Consider the following 20260-nt stretch of genomic DNA (forward strand, 5'->3'; position numbering starts at 1 on the left):
AGCCGCATGATTGCCATCAGCATCCCCGTTGGCCTGACCTTGCGCGGCTCGCGCAGCATGGTCATGGTGGCCGCCCACGCCGTGGCTCGCGTTCAGATGGTCGTGAGAAGTTTCGCCGTGGTTACGCTGTTCGCTCATTTTCCGTGCTCCGTGTTGCCTTTCACATCGTGCACAAATTGCGTCGCCGGTCGTGCCGTCCGTTGGTCACGTTGGCCGGTACGGTCTGCTGCGGCGACGCCGACCGACCAGCGTACTCGTTCCACATGTGCGCGGGAACGCGCGGCCGTCGGTGTGATTATCCACCACTGAGCCCGGCGGATCTCGAGAAACCATTGAGTCAGAAATTTCGTAGCCCGACCGTCAGATGTGCGAGCTCATGCGAGCACGGAGGGGCTATATCCGGCCTCCTGTATCGCCGAAAGAAATTCGTCCGCCTCGCGTGACGACTCGATGTGCACGAACCGCGTTTCAAGGTCGACGGTCACCTGTGCAGCCGTATCGACTTCCTTGATCGCCTTCGTTACAACACCCGCGCAGTGCCCGCAGGTCATATCCTTGATTGCCAGTTCCATTTTCCATCTCCGCTTCGTTGAATCTTTTCAGTTACGATCTTCCGATGCAGGTCAGCTCAACGGGTCGCCAATGCGCCTCGCCAGCCAGTTTCTCCAGAATCGGACAGTCAGGGCGTGAGTCCCCTTTGCAGTGGGCTGCCAGATGCTTGAGCGTATCCCGCATTTCCTCCAGTTCCTGAAGGCGTAGATTCAGGTTGGCAATATGCTCATTCGCGAGCCGTTTGACCTCGCTGCTGGACCGGCTGCGGTCCTCCCAAAGGGCGAGCAGCACCACAATCTGCTTCGTGGAAAAACCAAGATGCCGGGCTTGCCAGACGAAGCGCAGCACCTGGACATCCCTCGCCGTATACGCCCGATAGTTCGCTCCTGTCCGGGTGGCAGCCCGAATCAGGCCTGTTTCCTCATCATGACGAATCATCTTGGCCGAAATGCCCGACGACTTCGCAACCTCGCCGATATTCATCGTTTTCCCCTCTCGAAACGGCCATTCAAACGGCAGCAGTGACCATTTTTGACCTTCACACATTGGGAAGGTCAAGGAATTTCGATTCAAGGGGTAATCGTTCGGTTCGTGGTGCGACACGATGTCGCCGGACGCTGGTGGCCGCGATCACCTTGTGGAACACCGTATATTTCGAACGGGCGGTCGCTGCCATGCGACAACAGCAGTGCGTCGAGGGCAACCTGCTAACGCATCTGTTCTTTTGCCGCCTGGGCGAGATCCGGGATCGCTCGTATGAGAGCCAGAACACAACACGTGCGAGCGAGTTGCGGGCGGCGGATACACGCCGACGCAACATCGGGTCCTGGAGCCACTTGAGCGTGGGCAGCGTGCGCTCGATGCGCCCCAGTTCGCGCAGGCCCGCATCAAGGCCGTTCTGCCGTGGATAACCCACTTCGGTGATCAGGGTCCAATCTAGTAAGCGGTGGCCGGCGTCCATCAACTCCACAAACCACATCAAACCATCGTTTACCTGGATCCCGGGAGCTGGTCTCATTTCCAGGCGCTGGGCGGCACCATGTCGCTGGCCGAAAACTACGTGCTACGCAACGCCAGCGCTATCGCGCCAGCGACCTCAACCCTGGGCCAGTCGGGTCGAACCACATCAACCTGACCGGTGATTATGTCTGGCACGCCAACAAACGCGGCGCGAAAGGGCGCTTCAGGCCGTTGCGGGCGGCCAAATCGCCAGTGCCTTGGCCTTGGCGTACGAAAAAGTCCGTTTCTTGACGGTACCCCAGTGGCCGGCAAGCGCTCGCCGATTGCGGCGGCTGCAGGTACCTGACGGCGATGATTGAAAGTAAATTGTCAGCGTAATAACAGGAATGAGGAGATAAGGGATATTATCTGCCCATACTTGAAAAATATCTAAACTGGTGATCATGAAAACGCGTGAGACCCTTCCCGTCGACGACACCGGCTCCGACTTCCCGAACGAAGCGGAGCTCGCCGCACTGCGAGCCTGGTACGCCGGCGTGGACGCGCGGACCGCCGTTGCACGCTATCTCGGTGATCGCCGGGACGCAGGAGACTCATCGCGCGGAATCCTCGGCCGCATCCGCCGGCGACTCGTCACGTTTGCGCGAGCTCGTCATCGCGAAGACTTGGCTGCCGCGTTTGTCGACCGTCCTTCGAAAGCGGTGGCGGACGTCGTTGCCCGGGCCATCGACACTCTGCGGTACCTTCCTGTGCCCGAGCCGCACATATCTGACGAGATTGGCACATGGTTACCGCCACGCATCGTGGCAGCCCTGCAGGCCCACGGCATCCGAACGCTCGCGGATTTGACCGTGCGGATTCCTCGACGCCGCCGCTGGTGGTCGGCGATCGACGGTCTCGGCGTCGCTGGCGCGCGACAGGTCGAATCGTTCTTCGCCGCACACCCGGCCCTGACCGAACGCGCGCGCGCTTTGATCGTCACGGTATCGGCCAGCACCATCGTGCCGTGGGAGCAGATTTGTGTGCCGCACGAGGTCGATGGCTCGCGCGGACTGTTCCGGGCCCCGCAGGCGGCTTGCCTGCTGAGCGCGTCGAACGACTATGAAGCCATTCAGTCCTGGCTGTACCTGCACGAGTCGCCGGCGACCCAGCGCGCCTATCGAAAAGAGGCCGAGCGGCTGATTCTGTGGGCCATTGTCGAACGCGGCCGGGCGTTGTCGTCACTGACGACCGACGATGCGATCGCGTACCGCGGATTCTTGCGACGGCCGACACCGCGCGAACGTTGGGTGGGACCGTCGCGGCCGCGACAGAGCATCGAATGGCGGCCGTTCAGCGGCCCGCTGTCAGCACGGTCGGCGGCGTACGCACTCACGGTCCTGTCGGCGATGTTCCGCTGGCTGATCGAGCAACGCTACGTGCTGGCGAATCCCTTTGCGGGCGTCAAGGTGCGCGGTGCCGCCGCGCGCACGGGGCTGGACGTTGCCCGTGGCTTCACCGAAGGCGAGTGGCTGTTGATCCGCGCGCTGGCTGACGGGCTCGAATGGTCGTATGGCTGGAGCACACCGGCCGCCCAACGCCTGCGCTTCCTGCTCGACTTCGGTTACGCGACCGGCCTGCGTGCCAGCGAGTTCGTCGACGCCACGCTCGGCGACATCCGGCGCGACGAACAGGGCGATCACTGGCTGCACGTGGTCGGCAAGGGCGGCAAACCCGGCAAGGTGGCGTTGCCGGCGCTGGCACGAACCGCGCTGGATCAGTTTCTGGTACAGCGCAGACTGCCGGTCACGCCGACACGCTGGGACCCGGCCACACCGCTGGTCGCGAACCTCGAGGAGGACGGCACGGGCATCGAGAGCACACGGCTCTGGCGCGTGCTGCGACGATTCTTTCGGCTGGCGGCCGACGTGATCCAGGACGAACGGCCGGCGACGGCCGAGAAACTGCGCCTCGCGAGCCCGCACTGGATGCGCCACACGCATGCCACGCACGCGCTGGCCCGGGGCGCCGAACTGATCATGGTGCGCGACAACCTCCGTCATGCGTCGATTTCGACGACGTCGACCTACTTGCACAGCGACGAGGTCCGGCGTGCCCAGCAGTTCGATCAAGCGTTCGGTGCGCGAAAAGCCTGACGTCGAGGCCGAACACGCTTATGCTAAATCGGCACAGATAGACGCCATTTTAATAACCATGGCGATTATGATAGAAAATTACACGTACCTTGTTCGCGAGTTGCACGACCCGTCGAGGCCACAATGAAGTCCATCACACGTGAGCAAATCGTCGTGGCGAAGCGTGTCGCCATGGAAATGTACTTCTGGACCGCGTGCGCCCTCGATGACGATAACGGCTTCGATCGGTTGATGAGGATGTCTCACATCGACGAGCTCGACAACAATCAATGGGGCGGCGTATATCTTTGCGAGCACATCGCCGCCTTGGGTTTCGGGCTCGATAAAATCAAGAGCATGGTTTTCCGGGATGCGGCCCGCCTGCTGTGCAACCTGTGCGGAGCCACCCTGGATATTGCGACGACGCTGCTCGTACGAACGCCATCAACCGACGTGCCGAACGGCATTTATACTGCTGAGCAGTATCATGGTGTGCATTTTACTTTCGACGTCCTCGAGCCTCCCGCAGCTTCGGACTAACCACGTCCGGAAACGACGGCATTAAGGAACGCGTCGCGCCTTCACTCAACTGATCCGATTGGCTCACGATGGGATACTCACCCCGGACGTTTCTGATCGCTGCGGATGACTCGATCTGCCGGCTTAGCAAGCGTTACTGGGAGATGCTCGGGCAACCGGACAACCACCGTCTGCTGACCTTTGCCGAGCAGCGGGTGCGTATCGCAAACTTGCTCGTCCAGTTGGTGAACCGTGTCCCGACGCGGGTCGTGTATCGTGACTTCATGATCGTCACCTTTGATGCCGACGGCGCGCTCGACGTTGGCCAGATCATGGAACGCATGGCCGCGTACGGCGATGTCATTTTGTCCGGCGGCAGCCGGAACGGCCGCGACGTGAAGATCGTCGATGCGACGGCGCGCTTCAAAGTACAGGGCGGTCAATGGACACCGTCACCGGTGCTGGCAACGGCTCTCGAAGAGGCGGCACTCGGGCTGCGACCGTGCCCTCGGATCTGAAGGGTCGCGTGGCCCAGCCACCCGGCGAAATGTTGAAATTTCCCTTTTAAATCATACAATTAAGGTGATTTTGGCGAAAATTTCGCGAATCCCGGCCGACCCTCCCCTCGCTGCTAGCTATGCGGCCGACGTTCGTCGATGTTGCTGGCAGGCAGATTGGCGCGCACCCGCGCGCGCTGATTTCGGGGTGCGGCTTTGACGCGCCCCGAAATCTTTTGTCGCGCCGTTAGCGGTGCGGCGGCCGTCGGCCGCCGTAGCGCTTACGGCCTGCCGGAGGGCAGCGTGTGTGGTTCGGTGGGGTTAGCCAGGCAAGCGGGCAAGGCCCGCGTGAAGCCGCGGCTTGCCGCGGGTCGATATGGGGTATAGGTAGAGATAGGTTCTGACTAAGCCCCGACACTTAACGGCGAGCCGTCCCGACAGATAAATGCACTTATTCACTGCTGTAGGTGGTAGCACAGCGCCGCGTCGCCAGAATCAGTGCCGCAAGCCCGCCCATCCGCTACAAAACACCAGCGACAAACGCCATTGCCCACGATTTGCACGAGCGCGGGCCTCGCGGTAGCGATGGAGAGAGAGGGAACCGCCTAGGTGCTAGGCGGGTGGAGTGAGCTGGTTACGCGCGACCCGGAAACATCGGTCGCGATCCCAGTCGGGATAGGTAGCTTTGAGTTCGCCGGCGCGGATCATGACCGCGCGCTCGAGCTCGGCGCGACGATCACTCTCGGAGAGCGTGCCTCGGGCGGCAGCCTTAGCCTGAGCGGCCGCAAGCTTGTCGGTGAGCTGCGCGAGCAGTTGGCCCCCACCGGCGCCTACCTTCCGCTCCCGCTTGCGCGCGGCGTCCCGCCGGCGCTGCATGCGCAGGTGAGCACGTGTGCGCTCGTGCCGCAACCACTTGCCCAGGCCGAATTGTTCGAATAACGCGGGCGTGACGTATCGAATCGCCGCCAACCCGCGATAGCGCGGCCCTTCGTCGCTGACCTCAACCTCGCATTGTGGCCGGCTCTTCACCAGCCGTGCGGTGACCAGGTCGCGCAGCGCGCGCTCGGCACGGCGTACCGAGAGACCCGCCTGCTCGGCCAGGTAGGGCAGGGTGAAATCCACCCAACCGCTCTGCGCCGGCACTGCGATACGCAACGTCGAGACGTCACAAAATTTGACGAGCGCTCGCACCAGTTGCACGCACGCGATGCGGCGCTCGCTGCGCTGCTGGCGGCGGCTTCCATTGGCCGCATTCAGGGCCGGCAACCAGGCCTGCGGCGTTTCGAGATATCGGCCGAGGCGCAACTTCAACTCGCGCAGCAGCCGAGGGCTGTTCGCCGGCGCCGGACACGGAATATCCGTCGGCCAAACGCGCGCAGGCAGCGCCATGCGTCGACTGCGGGCGTGCGTAGGCACAGCCATCCAGTCGTCGCTGGCGGCCGGACAGGTCGGATTCATCGGAGCGTGCGCCAGAATCGGCGACGTACCGGGAATCAGCCGAGTCATGAGCTGGTTCAGTCCGTGCCCGATACCCTCGAATTCTGGTTATCCGGGTCGACGCCGGCCGCTACCACGTAGCGGAGCGGCAGCGCCGTTGCATCTGTTTTCAATGCCTCACCGGCAATACGGCCAATGTTGTTCTGGATCATCATCTGATGTGCTGATTCGTTAAGTTGCTGTCACATAGATGACGCTTGACAGGGCACGCTTCTGTTCTAGAATCCGAAACTTCTCGTGTGACGCCTGCGACGCTGAAGGTCCCTGTCGTACGTCGTCTTATTCGCGCCCCGATTGCACTCGGGGCGTTTTTTTTGGCTTGTCTACCCACTCCTCCGTATTCGTTAGCGATACACAACATTCCAAAAGAATCGCTTTCAGTCCAGCGGAACTGAGCGACTCCATAACCAGTTGCACTCACAACCAGTTCGCCGGACGATCCTCATCGGTATAGGGCGGATCTTCATCAAACATCGGGAGCGGTTCATCGACGACCGGAGGCTCGGCGAACAACCGAGCCGGATCCAGCTCCGTTTCGGGCGCCTTAACCGCCGCGGGCGTTCTGTTTTCGGGCTCGCGCGCAGTCGCGGGCCTCGGTGCCGCTACGGCATTGGTGGCCGGTGCCGATGCGAGCGGCCGCGGTTGCCGTTGGGCCTTGCGTGCCGCGTCGAAGGCGGTCAGGGGAAGCGGGGGCATCACTTCGGTCCCCGGCCGCCAGATCCATGAATCCAGCTCCGACTCCGCGATAAGCGCGTCGAGCTCGGACTGGTAGGCGGACGACACGTCGGCAGGCACAACGTAGAGCGCCGTACCGCGCTCGGCGTCGGTCAACAACGCCGTGGCGATTGGATGCTTCGCGGTCTGGTTGTACCGCAGGCACTTCTGGTACCGACGGGTGGCCAAGGCCTTCAGCAGCGCGATATCGGCGAGCGATTCGAACGGGATCCACGATTCGTTGGTCAGCATCATCGACACTTCCTGGACGGTGGCGATACCGGCCGCTGACAGGCTCGCGGTGGCGATGACCATGAGGTGGGTGCCTTCCGTGGCCGACCAGATCTCGAGCTCCGACGCGAAGACTTTCTCGATCCGCTTCTTGGTCTTCTCGTCGACCATCAGGCCATAGTCGGGTAGATGCTTGATGACCAGCTTGAAGCCAAAGCGAGCGGTCGCGATTTCCTTGAGCTCACCGATCACCAGCACGAAGTGCGGCTTCCCGGACTCGGAAACAGAAATCCGGGCGAGATGCTCCGTGCGTCGCTGGGCGATGCGGTCCTTCTGGTCGCCGACGAACATCTCGGGGACGTACAGCATGTCCTCGAGGCTCATCTTCTTCGCATTCTTGCCCGCAGCGGCCAACAGCAGATACTTGCGGACCACCGACCAGTTGCGCTTGCCGGCCATGGCCGGCGACCAGCGATTGAGGCCGGCCTGTTCCCAGAGGTAGTGCAGCAAGCCCCGCAAGGTCAACTTCTTGCCATCCGTCTTGATGCTGTCAGGCTCGTCGCCAGAGGGCTCCGGCATCTCCCGCGCCGCGCCTTTCGCCAAAGCGAAACCGAACTTGAGGGTGACCTCCCCGGAGTCCGGATCCTCGACGATGGCCGCCCCCTCTACATCGCCATAACCGCTCAGGCCGGGCGGGGTTTCGTACGAGTCGCAGCCGAGCTTGTGCTTCGCGCCGGTACCGGGCATACGCTTGACCTGATAGCGCCCCTCGAAACGTGCGATGTACATCGGAATCGGCGGAGTCGAGCACAGGCAGAGCGGACGTGTCTTCGCCTCGTGCGCAGCTGGCAGTTTCGCAAGGAAACTATTGCTTCCCGCCTCATATTCCAACCCGTCCAATTCAAAGTTCTGCATGCCAGATCTCCTGGTTTAAACGGCGGCTGAGCGCTTCGCCAAGCCCCTCGAGGGCGCTTTGGCAGAGCGGGGCTCCGCCTCTCGGACATCCAGGCCGCGCGCGCGGGCCTCGATCAGCAACTGGACGAGTTCCACGGCCTCGTCGGCCGTCATGTCGCCGGCGATCGCCGCCGACACGATGCTGTGTGCGGTCACGGGTTTGCCACTTCGAAACACCTGATCGGTCATGGGTAGCTCCGGTATGGGGATGGGCTGGCTCAATCGCTGTCGGGCGGGACGTCGCCGAATACGGTGCCGAGCGCGATCGCACCGAGCAGTTCACGGGCGTAGGTAACCGACGGTATGGCGTCTCCGAAATAGGCATCGACGCCATACGGATTCGTACACCACAGACCTTCGCCGCTGACGAAGTCGAACGAGTGGCCGTCGACGTCCACCGATTTGCCCGCGGTCAGCGCGTCCACGAACGCTTCGGGCGTTGGAAGATCCAGCGCCGGCCAATCGCCGGCTTCGATTGCCGCCTTTGTTTTGGCACGTCGCTCGTCGGCCGCTTTTTCTCGCGCCAGCTCGCTCTCCGCTTCAGCCAACGCCTCCGCCAGTTCAGCCTCGGCGTTGGCCTGATCGACCTGCGCCCAGTTGACGGCGCTTTCGAACGCAGCTCGCAACACGGGCACGTCGGCGAGCAACGGCGAGCAACCGAGATCGTCGGCCCCGACCAAGACAAGATCTCGGCCGAGATCGCTCGCCCCATAGCGTGCCCGTTTCAGGAGTGCGGCCCGCGCTTCGGATCCTTCATCGGTGGTGCAGATCGCCATCGCGTAGTCGACGCGAGCCTGCAGCGCGCGCTCGAAAGCGATCGGCACGTCGGGATTGCGCAGACCGATGCTCGTTGCCTGGTCCGGTCCAGCAGGAAGCTTCGAATTCATGGTGGTCTCCTTGGTTACCAGACGAATCCCGCGCCTACGCCGGCGGCCACGGTGCCGCGCGTATCGGTCGAGCCGTTCGCCTTCAGAATCCAGTGGCCGGCATACGTTGAAAAGCCGAGCGCCATGGCGGACTGCCCGCCGTACGTCCCGCCCCCGATGGCCACCATGCTCTTTCCGGGCGCCGGCGCCTGGGGCAGACTGGCGATCGCGACAGCCGCGGCGATACCACCGTTGGCGTCCCGCCGGTCATGTTCGATGCGGTTGCTCAGGTTCGTCGCCGAGTCGTTCAGCTGCTGGACGTTGACGGCATCGGTCGGAGCCGTTCCGGCCGAGACGTTGGTGAGTGTTCGCGTCATACCAGTGGCCGCGTTTCCGATCGACACCGAATCGTTGCGGTCAGCCACTGAGCCAGCCCCGAGCGCAACGGCATTGGCGCCGGTCGCGTCAGCACCGCTGCCGACCGCGATCGAGCCGCTGCCTTGGGCAATGGCACCCACACCGAGTGCAGCACTGCGATCGCCGATGGCCACCGCATTGCTGCCGATAGCCGTCGCGTCCGCGCCGGTTGCCACTGAACCGCCACCGGTGCTGTTAAACGCGGCATATTTGAGGCTGCCCTGACCGGGCTCAGGAAGGCTCTGACTGAACCTCGACGGGAGGATCGCGCCAAGCCGGGAAGAAAGTGCGTCGATCGCGCTGGTATTGGCGGCGACGTTCGCATTCGTCGCAAAGAGCTGAGCCCCGTTGACCGCATCTGCGCTGGTCGCTGATAGCGAGCCAGGCGCCAGGTTATGAATGGTGACGGCCGCCCCGGCTCCCAGCCCTCCAAGCGTCACGCTAAGTTTTGCGGGATCGTCGTAAGACAGGGCGTTGCCGGCGATCGTATTGACCGTACCGATAACCTGATTCAACTGGCCGACATTGACCGCGTCGGTGACGTTCACACCCGCTGCCACGCCGGAGACGCGGCGCGCACCAGCCAAGCCGCTGACGTCGATGTTGGCGCCGCCGGTTCCGGCACCGATCGTAATCGCGCCGGCGCTCGAGCCGCCGCGTTGTTGCACGATCCCGACGGTACCCGTTGCGAGCTGGCCGGCCAGGGCGGAGACGCTCTGGTTCGTCGCGTACAGTTGCCGTCCCGAGACCGCGTCAGTGCTGTTCGCCGTCAAGGCCGCATCAGCAACGTTGGTCAAGGTGACAGGCGCACCCGCCGCACCGAAGGTGACGCGCGTATGCGAGGGATCGTCGTAGACGACCGCGCTCGCGCCGAGCGCCCCAGCCTGAGAGGCCACGCCCTGCAGCTGCTGGAGGTTGACCGCATCGGTAGCGTCAGTCCCGGCGGCCACGCCTTTGACCTGGCGTGCGCCGGCGGTGCCGGCGATGTCAAGCGCCGTACCCCCGGTGCTTGCGCCGATCGCGATCGTGCCGGCGCCGGAACCGCCGGCTTGCTGCACCAGCCCAATCGTGCCGGCCGCTAGCCCCGACTGCAGCGCGGCGAGCGTCGCCCCGCCGTTGGCGACGCTGGTGGACAACGAGGACACGGCGAAGCCCGTCGAGGTCGACAGCGTTGCGATCGAGATCGCGTTGGTGCTGATCGCCTGGTTGGCGGCGTAGAGCTGCCGACCAGACACGGCGTCCGTGCTGGTGGCCGTCAGTGCCGCGTCTGCGACGTTGGTGAGCAGGACGGGCGATCCGGTGCCGGGGGCGCCGAGCGTGACGCGCGAATGCGTCGGGTCATCATAGGAGACTGCGCCGGCACCGACGGCACCCACAGCGACCGATACGCTCTGCAACTGCTGCAGATTGACCGCGTCGGTGCCGGCAGTGCCGGCGGCCACACCCTTGACCTGGCGAGCGCCAGCGGTACCGGTGACGTCAACGGCAGCCCCTGCCGTGCTGGCGCCGATCGTAATCGTGCCGGTGCCGGCACCGCCGGACTGCTGAACCAGCCCGACTGTCCCGACCGCAAGACTGGACGCGAGGGCTGATACGCCGGCGTTGGCCGAGGACAAGCCGGTCGACAGCGATGCCAGGCCATGGGAGACGCCGGTCGAGAGGGAAGAAAGCGCCGTGGTCGTGCTGGTCGACAGGCTCGCGATCGAGACGACGTTGCTGGCGATGCCCGTGGAAAGCGAGGACGCTGCCGCCAGCGTTGACGTGGACAGGGCAGCGATCGCACCGACGTTTGCGTTCGTCGCCTGCTGGGCAGCATAGAGCTGCCGCCCCGTCACAGCGTCGCTGCTGCTCGCGCTCAACGAGGCGTCCGCGAGGTTGCTCAGGGTCACGGGCAAACCTGATGCACCGAGCGTGACGCGGGTATGCGACGCGTCGTCATAGCTAACTGCGCTCGCGCCGATCGCGCCCGTCTGGCCCGCCACGCTCTGCAGCTGCTGCAGGTTGACCGCATCGGTGCCGTCGGTGCCCGCGGCAACGCCCTTGACCTGACGCGGGCCGGATGTGCCGGCCACGTCGAGGGCCGTACCGCCGGTGTTGGCCCCGACCGTGATCGGGCCACTGCCGGTCCCGCCGGTCTGCTGGACCAACCCGACGGTTCCTGCCGCCAGACTCGACGAGAGAGACGACACGCTGACGTTGGTCGAGGACAAGCCAGTCGACAGGAGCGAGAAAGTGGCAGCCGTGCTGGTTGAAAAGCTTCCGAACAAGGCCGCACTATTAACCGCGCCCGTCGAAAGCGACGATGTGACCGCCTGCGTTGAAGTGGACAGTGCGGCGATCGAACCGCTGTTGGCATTCGTCGCCTGCTGCACGGCATAGAGTTGCCGGCCGGTGACCGCGTCCGTGCTGCCGGCGTCCACGGAGCCGTCAGCGAGGTTGGTCAAAGTGACTGGCACACCCGCCGCATCAAAGGTGATGCGCGTGTGGGACACATCGTCGTAGACGACCGCACTCGAGCCGATTGCGCCTGTCTGAGCCGCCACGCTCTGCAGCTGCTGCAGGTTGACCGCGTCGGTAGCGTCTGTGCCTGCAGCCACACCCTTGACCTGCCGCGCGCCCGCGTTGCCGGCGACGTTGAGCACCGTACCTCCGGTACTGGCGCCGATCGTGATCGCGCCCGTGCCGGCACCGCCTGCTTGCTGAACCAGACCAACGGTCCCTGCAGCCAGACCGGACTGCATTGCCGAGAGTATCGCGCCATCGCCAGCCAGACCAGTCGAAAGAGACGAGATCGATCGGCTTGTCGTTATCGACAGCGACGCGATCGCGCTCGACGTTCCCGTGGAAAGACTTCCGATCGTTTGGGCCGTCGACGTCGACAGCGATGCGAACCCGGCTGCGGTGTTCGTGGACAGGCTCGTGGCCGTCGTGCCGATATCGGACAGACCAGTTGAGAGCGAACCAAAGCCCGATGCCGTGCTACTCGACAGGCTCGTGATGCTGGCCGTGTTGCTGGCGAGGCCCGTCGCCAGCGATGTGACAGACTGCGCGGTCCCGGTCGACAACGAACCTAACGCGCTGGCCATGCCAGTCGACAGGCTGCTGATATTTTGAGCGGTCGACGTCGACAACGACACGAACCCTGCAGCGGCGTTCGTCGACAAGCTCGCAACCGTCGCGCCGATGTCGGACAGCCCGGTCGAGAGCGATCCAAAGCCTGACGCCGCGCTGCTCGACAAACTGGTGACGCTGGCCGTGTTGCTGGCGAGGCCCGTTGACAGCGACGTGACAGACTGCGCGGTTCCGGTCGACAACGACCCAATCGCGCCGGCCGTCCCGGTGGACAGGCTGCTGACCGTTTGAGCGGTCGATGTCGACAGCGAAGAGAACCCAGCAGCTGTGCTCGTCGACAAGCTCGCGACCGTCGCGCCGACGTCGGACAGCCCAGTTGAGAGCGAACCAAAGCCTGATGCCGTGCTGCTCGACAGGCTCGTGATGCCAGCCGTGTTGCTTGCCAGGCCGGTTGACAGCGACGCGCCCGACTGCACAATACCGGTCGATAAGCTGGCCACCGCCGTACCAGAGCTGGCCACGCTGGTTGAGAGCGAGCCTACTCGTGAGGCTACGCTGCTCGACAGGCTCGTGACGTTGGCCGTATTGCTCGCAAGCCCTGTCGATAGCGACGCTAAAGATTGTGAGGCGGTCGTGGACAGCGCGGCGAGCCCGGAAGATACGCCGGCAACTCCCGTGGCATTGTTCGCGGTCGCAGTCGACAGCGACGTCACGGACTGACTCGTCGAAGTCGAGAGACTGCCAACTGCCTGTCCCATTTGATAGAGCTCGGATCCGTTAATGGCGTCAAGGCTTGTTGCACTAACGGTGCCGGCGGCAACATTAGTCAGTTGCCTCGGATTTTGCGGAGCGCCGAAACTCACCACCCCGTTGGACGTTGATCCCGCCACCGAGTAGCTCTGACCAGCAATACCGAAGCTACTAAGCGGGTGCGCGGCGCCCGTGGTGGATCCTGAGCCGATTGCGACATCTTGCGAATTGTTGGCGACGGCGCCGTTTCCGATCGCGACGGAACCATTACCCGCAGCTGTAGCGGCGGACCCCATTGCCGTTGCATTCGTACTGGCCACCGTCGTATTACCGATCGCAACCGCATTGGTCTGCGCCGTGCTCGAAGTACCGAGTACGATCGAATCGGCTCCGGCCGCCGTGGACGCGTAACCAAAGCTCAACGATCGAGGACCGGCAGAGGTAACCGCCGTGCCGATCGCAACGGAGTAATCGCCAGAGGCGACGGCACCATTCCCGTTTGCAATCGCGCCGTCTCCGGACGTCTGAGCATGCGCAGGACCAGCCATCGATGCGAGCGCCGCAGCGATCGCGATCGATAAACCACTTGGTGTAGGGCTTTTCGAAAATTTCATTACAATCCCCGCTTAACAACGAGTGCCCGGTCTACGGGACGTTTACGCCTGCGCTCGCGCAGGACCTGGAGCCCTCTGTTCCTGTCCTCCGCCAAGATTCCGGGAACAGAGGGGTTTGTTTCGGCAACATCGCCGGCGATCCGACGGTGCTGCCTTTGGTGAATCTCGAGCACGGCACCCTCGAAGGCGTCTCGCAGCATCGGGATATCGGCAGTCAGGGGAGGGAATTCCCCGTCGTGGACGCCAACGCACGCTCGAGTGGGTGCTATCGCGTCGTGCTGAGCCGCACGGTGGTGGCTGAACCACTCTGGCGAACCGGGGTCTGTCGTACAGACCGCATAGGCGTACGGGACACGCACCTTGAGTGCCCGCGCGAAGGGAGAAAGGGCGACCGTCATCGCGACGCCTCCGACTGCGACAGCAGTGCAGCAGCAATCACCGGAAAAGTGCGCTGCATCGGCGGATAGCAGATCTGGTTGATTGCGCAGCCTTGATAAGTCACCGTGAGACCGAACATCTCGCGAGCATTGACCGGCACACGCAACGTCACTTCGCGCTCGAACACCTCCACCGGATGTCCTGCGCTCGGATCAGCGACGACCTTGCCAGTACCGTGCTGAATTGCACCGAGGTGCGCCCGACCGTCATCACTCGCGACCCGGAAGCGATCGCCGTAAAGTCGATAGCCGTCGGCGATCGCAAAATGGAGGACAACCGCGCCAGGTTCTTCGGTCATGCGAACTCGGAAAGCTTGCTCCGGCGAGAGAAACTGCTCGGCGTATGCGGGGCAAGCGAGGACACCGTTCAGGATCCATGCAAGCAATGCCAACGACACGGCCACGACGAAACGGCGTAGAACTCGGGTTCGAGCAGTCATCATGCGCCTCGCTGCTTCCACGCCAATTCGGCACGAGCGAGCCCATGCAAGACGGGCAGCGCCAGTAAGCTCCAGAAGTACAGCGTCGCGCCCGCGACCATCCCGTCGAAACACAAGTCGAAAGCCGATTCGACCAATCCGGCCGCCGGCGAGTCGAAGTTCCAGACGATCATGATCATCAACAGCATGCAAATCAGATAGACAAACATGCCGAAACTGCGCAAACCGCGTTGCGCACGACGGAGTGCGCTCCATGTGCCCGGTCGCGTGCGCGTCGAGCGTAAAGCCGGCAAGAACATTGACGTCGTAACAAACGCCGCGATGAACAAGGGTTCCGTGCTATTCCAGAATCCGAGCGCATCAACGTAAGCAATGGGCGCAATCAACAGCCAGGTAACGAGCGCCAACACCGTTAGCATGATTCCCACATGTCGACGATGAACGGGAGGGTGAGGGAGGGGACGCGAATGCATACAGCTTTCTCCATTACATGCCGCGTATTTGTCGGATTCCATCGTGGCGTTCAGTTCGTCGACACGCTGATCAAATAACGCAGAGCGTCCTGACTGCCGGCCGCAGCGGCTTGACGCATGAGTCGCATACCGATCTCCCGATCCGCATCGGCCACTGCCATCGGACCGCCTAAATCCGCGTGCTTTTGTAGGCGCGTACGAGCAACGAGGTACATCGCTGTCGGCTCGCCGGCGTCCGACTCCGCCTGAAGCAAACTCGGATAGTCCCGATTGAAATGAACGGCAAGCCACGTACCGGCAGAACGATTCCCGCCTTTAAACGCGGACTCCATCGCAGGTCGCATGTCGAGGTAGTCGCGCGAGCGAGCCCAAGACTGCAAGGGCCCGTTCGTGCCGGTGACGGAGAACAGGCAAGCCGCCGTCGCCATCGCGACCACCACGCCTTTCAGCTTGCGTTGAGCAGCGGGATCAGGATTGGTCAGGATCAGCGTGCCGTCAGGCCATGTGATCGAGGCGGCGGCTCGCCGGCGCTCGGCGAAAGATGCGCGATATCGATTCATTACTGGTGTCTCTTCTGAAACGCGAGATCGGGGAAAAAGACCAGCCGGCGAGCCGGCTGGCGTCAAAGGGAAGGCGCAAGGTAAGGAATGGCACCTTCCCGCCACTAAATTGCGGTCGGGTAAGCGCTACTGGCCGATGCCTCCCTTGGCCACGTCGGTGGTCTCGGCAAACGTGTATTTCTTGACGACGCCGCTGTCATCGAACAGCACGGTCAACGTCTTCTTCCGCACGTCAGCGCCATGTGCAAACGCACCGACGATCGGCACGAAGTTGATAGCGTGCGGCGTGGCGTGAGCCAGCTCGTATGTCCAGATCTCGAGACCCGAATCGGTGAACGTCGTCTTGTTCGGTGAACCGAAAGCATCCTGAACATCCTGCTTCGTGCTCTTGCCCTGCTGGATTTGGGCCTGAACGCTTGATTGCGTTGCGGATTCGAGGTGCTCGTTGCCAGTGGTCGCGCAACCGACAAGTAACGCAGTGCCCGACAAGGCGACGATCAGGAGCGTGTTCTTCGTGAATTTCATGGTCATCCTCTTGGTGTGATCAACAGTCAAAAATGGCGGTGATTCGTTGCTGGGCTAATACAGGCGGCCGGATCGCTCTGCTTCACATACAGCGCGGTACCAGTCGTCCATGTGGCGCCTGACCTGCAACTCGACGTAGCTGATGTACGGTCGCCACCACGCGTAGAACAGCGAAGCGACGAGGCCGGCGAACGCGTACATCGGCAGCGACGCGCGCGGCTCGACGACGATCGGGTAGTCCAGGTGGAACCCGTTGGAGATCAGTCGCCCCCAGAGCAACAACGCCGGAGCCCATGCCAACCAGCACAGCGCGAGCCACTGCACGACGTAACGTGTCGCCCAATCGGCTTCGGTACGCAGCAGTCTCGGACTGGTCCACAGCCGACGGCGAATGTGTCGACGTTCGGCCAGATAGAGCCGCGTAAAATGTGGAACGGGACGCGCACGGCGGGGGCGATTGAAAATAGACATGGCGGCCCCTATCGCTCGATAGAAAGCTGGTGGTCGTGTGATCGGTCTGCGCGTTCTGCTTCGCGATCGCGCTCCTTGACCTGGTGCAGCGCGCTATCTGGCGAATACTGAATCGCGACCTGCTCGCCGACCTCCACGTCGCGGGACAATCGATCGCGCGGATAGACGATGCCGACGGTCTGACCGATCTTGACCAGCGAGTGGTGCGTCGAGTTGGCGAGCACCTCGCCGCGGTAGTGGCGCTCCAGCTGCTGCGCATCGCGCAAAATCAGGTTGTGGTGATCGCCCGCAAGGCCGATCGCCCGGCGCGAAACATCGTCCGGCACGTCACCCTCGGGTAGCTGGCCGCGATGGATCTGCTCGGACAGGTTGGCGCGTTCGAGTTCGCTGTGGGGAACCGTGCTGATCGAGGTCCGCGTTTCGAGGTGGTGGTAGGCCGCGTCGAGCTCGGGGAAGAGGGCGAGCGCCTGGTCACGGCCCAGCGTGTCGAACGCACGGCCGCGCTCCGCGTCGCGTGCGTGGTCAACGGTACGCCGGCGCGGCGCGCGCGCCGTATCGACTTCGACCTCCGTCTTTGCCTGATCCGGTTGGTGTGCAGGCGGCAGAATGGCCCGTTCGCGTACCGGCTCTATGCCATCCGGATCGACGACTACCACACGACCGTCCACGATGCCCAGATTGTCGACGCCCTGATCGCCCCAGTGGTAACCGCGCTGACGAAGCGCATCGGCGGTGCGCGCGACGTCGGCCGATGTCACGCCTCGCATTTCGGCGCGGGGCATGATTTCGTATCGCAGATTGCCTTCGGTGCCGCTCGCCACCGGCTGCAAGACCTCGGGAATTTTTGGCCGAACGGCAAGATCGCCGGTACCGAGCCGCACCACATGCTTGTCGTCGGCCGCCAGCACGACCGACGACGCGCCGGCGTCCAGCGGTGTCAGGTAAGTCATCCCGTGCGAGCGAAGCCTGGCCTCGAGCGCGGGCAGATGACGCGACGCGGCGATTTCCTCGGCGACCGGATCGGGGAAGCGGCCACCGAGGTTCGGCACGTCACGGGTCATTGACCGGAGGACGTCGCGCAAGCCACGCTCCGGCGCCGGCCGCGCATCCGCAGACGCCCCGTTGGCCAGTGCTTGCGCATCCCTCTCCCGGACGCGTAGCGCCTGTTCACGACGCAGCGAGATGTCGGCAATCTCCGGTGCCGGCGCACCTCGCCCTGTACGAGCGTCACGAATGTCATCGAGCATTTGAACGTGATGGGCAATCTCGTCGCGGGTCATCGGACGCTCGCGCTCATGCACGATCGACGCGGCGGCCACTTGCGGCTCCCGCCATTCACCCTGATGCAGTTCGTTGCGGTAGACCTCGCGGTGATGCCGATCGAGGATCAAGATTCGATCCACTGCCTTCTCTCGCTCGAGCAACGCGACCGTCTCGACCATGCCGACATACGCCTGGTCGTGCTGCTCGGGATTGACAACCCGCCCCGCGCCCGTCGTCGCGATTTCTCGCTCGGTACGCATCTGCGCACGTGTGAGCGACACCTCGGCGGGCATAGCGACGCCCCGAACCTCCAGCGTGTAGCCGCGCTCCTTGAGCCGCCGTGTCAGATTGCGCAGGCTATCGGGGTTGCGCATCGTCCCGTCGACCACAAGATCACGCCGCGCGTCGGATGCGGCCGTGGTTAGCCGGCCAGCCCATCGACCGGCGTCGGCATGCGTCAAGTCAGCCGCGTGTCGCGGATCTTCGCGAAGAAGCCGGCTGTACTGCGGCAAGTTCTCCCTCATGCGATCCGCGTCGATCAAAACGGCACCACCGCGTTCGTTGAGTTCCCCCATCGCCTGACGCGCGAGGGCTGTCTTGCCGGCACCGGGCTGGCCGCCGATGAGGATCGCCTTCGGTTCAGCCTGCTCGCGACTGCCGTCAATCGCCTCGCGCTCCACGCGCGCATACGCGCGCTGCATCACGACATCCGGAAAATTGTCCATGATGGGCTCCGGAGTCAGGCGTGACCGAGGTTCAATCGACGAACACGCAGGCCGTAGACGTCCAGTGCACGAGCGATCGCGACCGCATCATCCGGATGCAGCGCATCGCGAGCGGCAACCAGAGTCTTGCGTTCTGCGTCCGCTATCGCGACGCACTCCGCATCCGGCTCCGACCGCGACTCCTCTTCAGCGATGACGGCGACATAGTGGGCGATCAGTTGCCCGATCGTTTGGCAGGCGACTTCGTAATCGACATGAGGCATCGTGTTCTCCTGAAAAAATTAAGCTTGCGCGCGTGCTTCCTGGGTCAAACCCCTGGGTAAGGCTTCGATTCATTCCATAGCCGCGTCCACGCGCTGCGCACGGCTGCGGCGACCGTGGCGTGATGCCAGATGACGAGGACGTTTTCTGCGTTGTGGTTGGCGCCGGCCTGCGTGTAGTTCATCGAGCCTGTCTGGGTCGTATCGCTATCAGCGACGATGAACTTGTCGTGCATGAGCGGTACGGCCATGTCGATACGAACCGGTATTCCGGCCGCGACGAGATCCGCGAGCTTCGAGCCGCGGCCGTCAAGCTGCGAGCGGTCGAGGACAACACGAACCTGCACACCAGCGTGGGCGCGCTCGATCAGGTGGGTAACGATGCGACGATTGGTGAGCTCGTAAGCGGCGACGTCGAGCTCCGACTGCGCGGTATCGATCACGCTCAGCACGAGGGCCTCGGCCTGGCCGTCTGGCGAAGTGGCGAATTGCACGGAGGCGCGATCGCCAGAGCCGGTGCTTTCCGAATGTGAGGCGTTTTCGGCCGGGTGTTTCAGAGCGCTCGCATAATGCCCAACGGACGACGACAAATTGCCGAAATCCGGCGTTGGGCCGTCATGCAGCACGTAGTAGCCGACACCGGCCGCGAGCGCGAGGAAGAGGAGAAACTTCATGCCGACCTCCCGACGTGGGAGGTGTGTCCGCTCGCGGAATAGGAGCGGGCGCAGGCATCGTCACCGTGCGGCGAGGCACAAGCGGCAAGAATCAGGGCAGGAAACGTGAGCGCGGTCAGACGCACTCGACTCACCGTCGAGATCGCGCTAATTAAAGACGTAAATGAATTGACACCACGACGAATTACGTCATCAAGGATTAACTTGCCAGTACGCCAAATCAGGCGTAACGTCAATACTAATTGCGTACGGGGACGCTTATCATGGATTACGTACTTGCGAATTTCATGGCGGTAATGGCGGCAGTGATTTTCTCGGTTTTCACGTCGTTTATCGCTTCGCGAAGCGGCCGAATCATTTACAGGAAGATCATGTGGGGCTATCTGGCCACGCTGCTGATTTCGGCCGTCGTGGTTACAGTCATGCAGCTGCCCTTCGCCATTTTGGCTTTTGGTGCGCTCTTTTCCTGCATCGTCGGCGTGCTCGCTCAATTGGGAGCTGCAGTCAAGTTTGGCCATCTCATCATGACCGGTACGCACTTTGATGACGGCTGGAACACGGCTCGCTCGAGCAACAATGCAAGCAGCGACCTCTCTAACGATTGGTTCTGGAGAGACCAAAGAAATCAGATGAGTCATAGCGATTGGCGTCATTGATTGATGTACTACCGTCAGG

21 protein-coding genes and 1 pseudogene are annotated in these 20260 nt (G+C 63.0%); 4 read left to right on the forward strand and 18 right to left on the reverse strand.

Annotated features, from left to right (window positions below; translation table 11 throughout):
- Positions 1–374 precede the first annotated feature (374 nt).
- The 4 genes and pseudogenes from HWX08_RS30640 to HWX08_RS30655 form a co-directional block, all read right to left on the reverse strand.
- Positions 375–572, reverse strand: coding sequence for a heavy-metal-associated domain-containing protein (locus tag HWX08_RS30640; RefSeq protein ID WP_058904037.1), 198 nt, complete (start codon positions 570–572; stop codon positions 375–377).
- Positions 573–603: 31 nt separating this feature from the next.
- On the reverse strand, positions 604–1035 hold the full coding sequence (cueR, locus tag HWX08_RS30645; RefSeq protein ID WP_058904038.1) for a Cu(I)-responsive transcriptional regulator: 432 nt from the start codon (positions 1033–1035) through the stop codon (positions 604–606).
- 280 nt (positions 1036–1315) lie between these two features.
- Positions 1316–1462: pseudogene (locus HWX08_RS30650) on the reverse strand (Tn3 family transposase); the annotation flags it as partial.
- Between the two features lie 273 nt (positions 1463–1735).
- On the reverse strand, positions 1736–1957 hold the full coding sequence (locus HWX08_RS30655; protein WP_143272457.1) for a hypothetical protein: 222 nt from the start codon (positions 1955–1957) through the stop codon (positions 1736–1738).
- Between HWX08_RS30655 and HWX08_RS30660 the strand changes: the two genes are divergently transcribed.
- The 3 genes from HWX08_RS30660 (at position 1956) to HWX08_RS34495 (ending at position 4663) form a co-directional block, all read left to right on the forward strand.
- A complete protein-coding gene (locus HWX08_RS30660; RefSeq protein WP_060096548.1) occupies positions 1956–3647 on the forward strand; it encodes a phage integrase family protein in 1692 nt (563 codons plus the stop codon). The genes HWX08_RS30655 and HWX08_RS30660 overlap by 2 nt on opposite strands.
- Positions 3648–3770: 123 nt before the next feature.
- Entirely contained in the window at positions 3771–4166 is a 396-nt protein-coding gene (locus tag HWX08_RS30665) for a hypothetical protein (protein WP_058904039.1), read from the forward strand.
- 68 nt (positions 4167–4234) lie between these two features.
- Complete coding sequence (locus tag HWX08_RS34495; protein WP_058904040.1) at positions 4235–4663, forward strand: hypothetical protein; 429 nt, start codon at positions 4235–4237, stop codon at positions 4661–4663.
- A 591-nt stretch (positions 4664–5254) separates the two neighbouring features.
- Here the strand turns inward: HWX08_RS34495 and HWX08_RS30675 are convergent.
- From HWX08_RS30675 to HWX08_RS30740, 14 genes are all read right to left on the reverse strand, one after another.
- Positions 5255–6148, reverse strand: coding sequence for a hypothetical protein (locus HWX08_RS30675; RefSeq protein ID WP_058904041.1), 894 nt, complete (start codon positions 6146–6148; stop codon positions 5255–5257).
- An 8-nt stretch (positions 6149–6156) separates the two neighbouring features.
- Positions 6157–6294 (reverse strand): hypothetical protein, encoded by a 138-nt coding sequence (locus HWX08_RS30680; protein WP_154641513.1) that lies wholly within the window; start codon positions 6292–6294, stop codon positions 6157–6159.
- A gap of 262 nt (positions 6295–6556) precedes the next feature.
- Positions 6557–7999 carry a DUF1173 domain-containing protein gene (locus HWX08_RS30685; RefSeq protein ID WP_058904042.1) on the reverse strand — a complete coding sequence of 481 codons (1443 nt, stop codon included), beginning with the start codon at positions 7997–7999 and terminating at the stop codon, positions 6557–6559.
- Between the two features lie 15 nt (positions 8000–8014).
- A complete protein-coding gene (locus HWX08_RS30690; RefSeq protein WP_058904043.1) occupies positions 8015–8227 on the reverse strand; it encodes a hypothetical protein in 213 nt (70 codons plus the stop codon).
- A gap of 29 nt (positions 8228–8256) precedes the next feature.
- Positions 8257–8925 (reverse strand): hypothetical protein, encoded by a 669-nt coding sequence (locus HWX08_RS30695; RefSeq protein ID WP_058904044.1) that lies wholly within the window; start codon positions 8923–8925, stop codon positions 8257–8259.
- A gap of 14 nt (positions 8926–8939) precedes the next feature.
- The gene (locus HWX08_RS30700; RefSeq protein WP_058904045.1) at positions 8940–13757 is read right to left on the reverse strand and encodes a beta strand repeat-containing protein; all 4818 of its coding nucleotides are present in this window, start codon (positions 13755–13757) and stop codon (positions 8940–8942) included.
- 394 nt (positions 13758–14151) lie between these two features.
- Entirely contained in the window at positions 14152–14637 is a 486-nt protein-coding gene (locus HWX08_RS30705) for a protein-disulfide reductase DsbD N-terminal domain-containing protein (RefSeq protein WP_244110387.1), read from the reverse strand.
- Positions 14634–15053, reverse strand: a complete 420-nt coding sequence (locus HWX08_RS30710) for a hypothetical protein (protein WP_058904048.1) — start codon at positions 15051–15053, stop codon at positions 14634–14636. Before HWX08_RS30710 ends, HWX08_RS30705 begins: the two co-directional genes overlap by 4 nt.
- 104 nt (positions 15054–15157) lie before the next feature.
- On the reverse strand, positions 15158–15667 hold the full coding sequence (locus HWX08_RS30715; protein WP_058904049.1) for a hypothetical protein: 510 nt from the start codon (positions 15665–15667) through the stop codon (positions 15158–15160).
- Between the two features lie 126 nt (positions 15668–15793).
- The gene (gene bamE, locus HWX08_RS30720; protein WP_058904131.1) at positions 15794–16192 is read right to left on the reverse strand and encodes an outer membrane protein assembly factor BamE domain-containing protein; all 399 of its coding nucleotides are present in this window, start codon (positions 16190–16192) and stop codon (positions 15794–15796) included.
- Positions 16193–16246: 54 nt separating this feature from the next.
- A complete protein-coding gene (locus HWX08_RS30725; protein ID WP_058904050.1) occupies positions 16247–16663 on the reverse strand; it encodes a hypothetical protein in 417 nt (138 codons plus the stop codon).
- A gap of 8 nt (positions 16664–16671) precedes the next feature.
- Entirely contained in the window at positions 16672–18651 is a 1980-nt protein-coding gene (locus tag HWX08_RS30730) for a zeta toxin family protein (RefSeq protein WP_077021553.1), read from the reverse strand.
- Positions 18652–18665: 14 nt separating this feature from the next.
- On the reverse strand, positions 18666–18914 hold the full coding sequence (locus HWX08_RS30735; RefSeq protein WP_077021554.1) for a hypothetical protein: 249 nt from the start codon (positions 18912–18914) through the stop codon (positions 18666–18668).
- A gap of 44 nt (positions 18915–18958) precedes the next feature.
- Positions 18959–19585, reverse strand: coding sequence for a phospholipase D family nuclease (locus HWX08_RS30740; protein ID WP_058904052.1), 627 nt, complete (start codon positions 19583–19585; stop codon positions 18959–18961).
- A 263-nt stretch (positions 19586–19848) separates the two neighbouring features.
- On the opposite strand from HWX08_RS30740, the gene HWX08_RS30745 reads away from it, so the two are divergent.
- Entirely contained in the window at positions 19849–20241 is a 393-nt protein-coding gene (locus HWX08_RS30745) for a hypothetical protein (protein ID WP_077021555.1), read from the forward strand.
- Positions 20242–20260 lie beyond the last annotated feature (19 nt).

Origin of the sequence: Burkholderia metallica, assembly GCF_902832845.1 — a bacterium.
In the GTDB taxonomy this organism is placed as follows: domain Bacteria; phylum Pseudomonadota; class Gammaproteobacteria; order Burkholderiales; family Burkholderiaceae; genus Burkholderia; species Burkholderia metallica.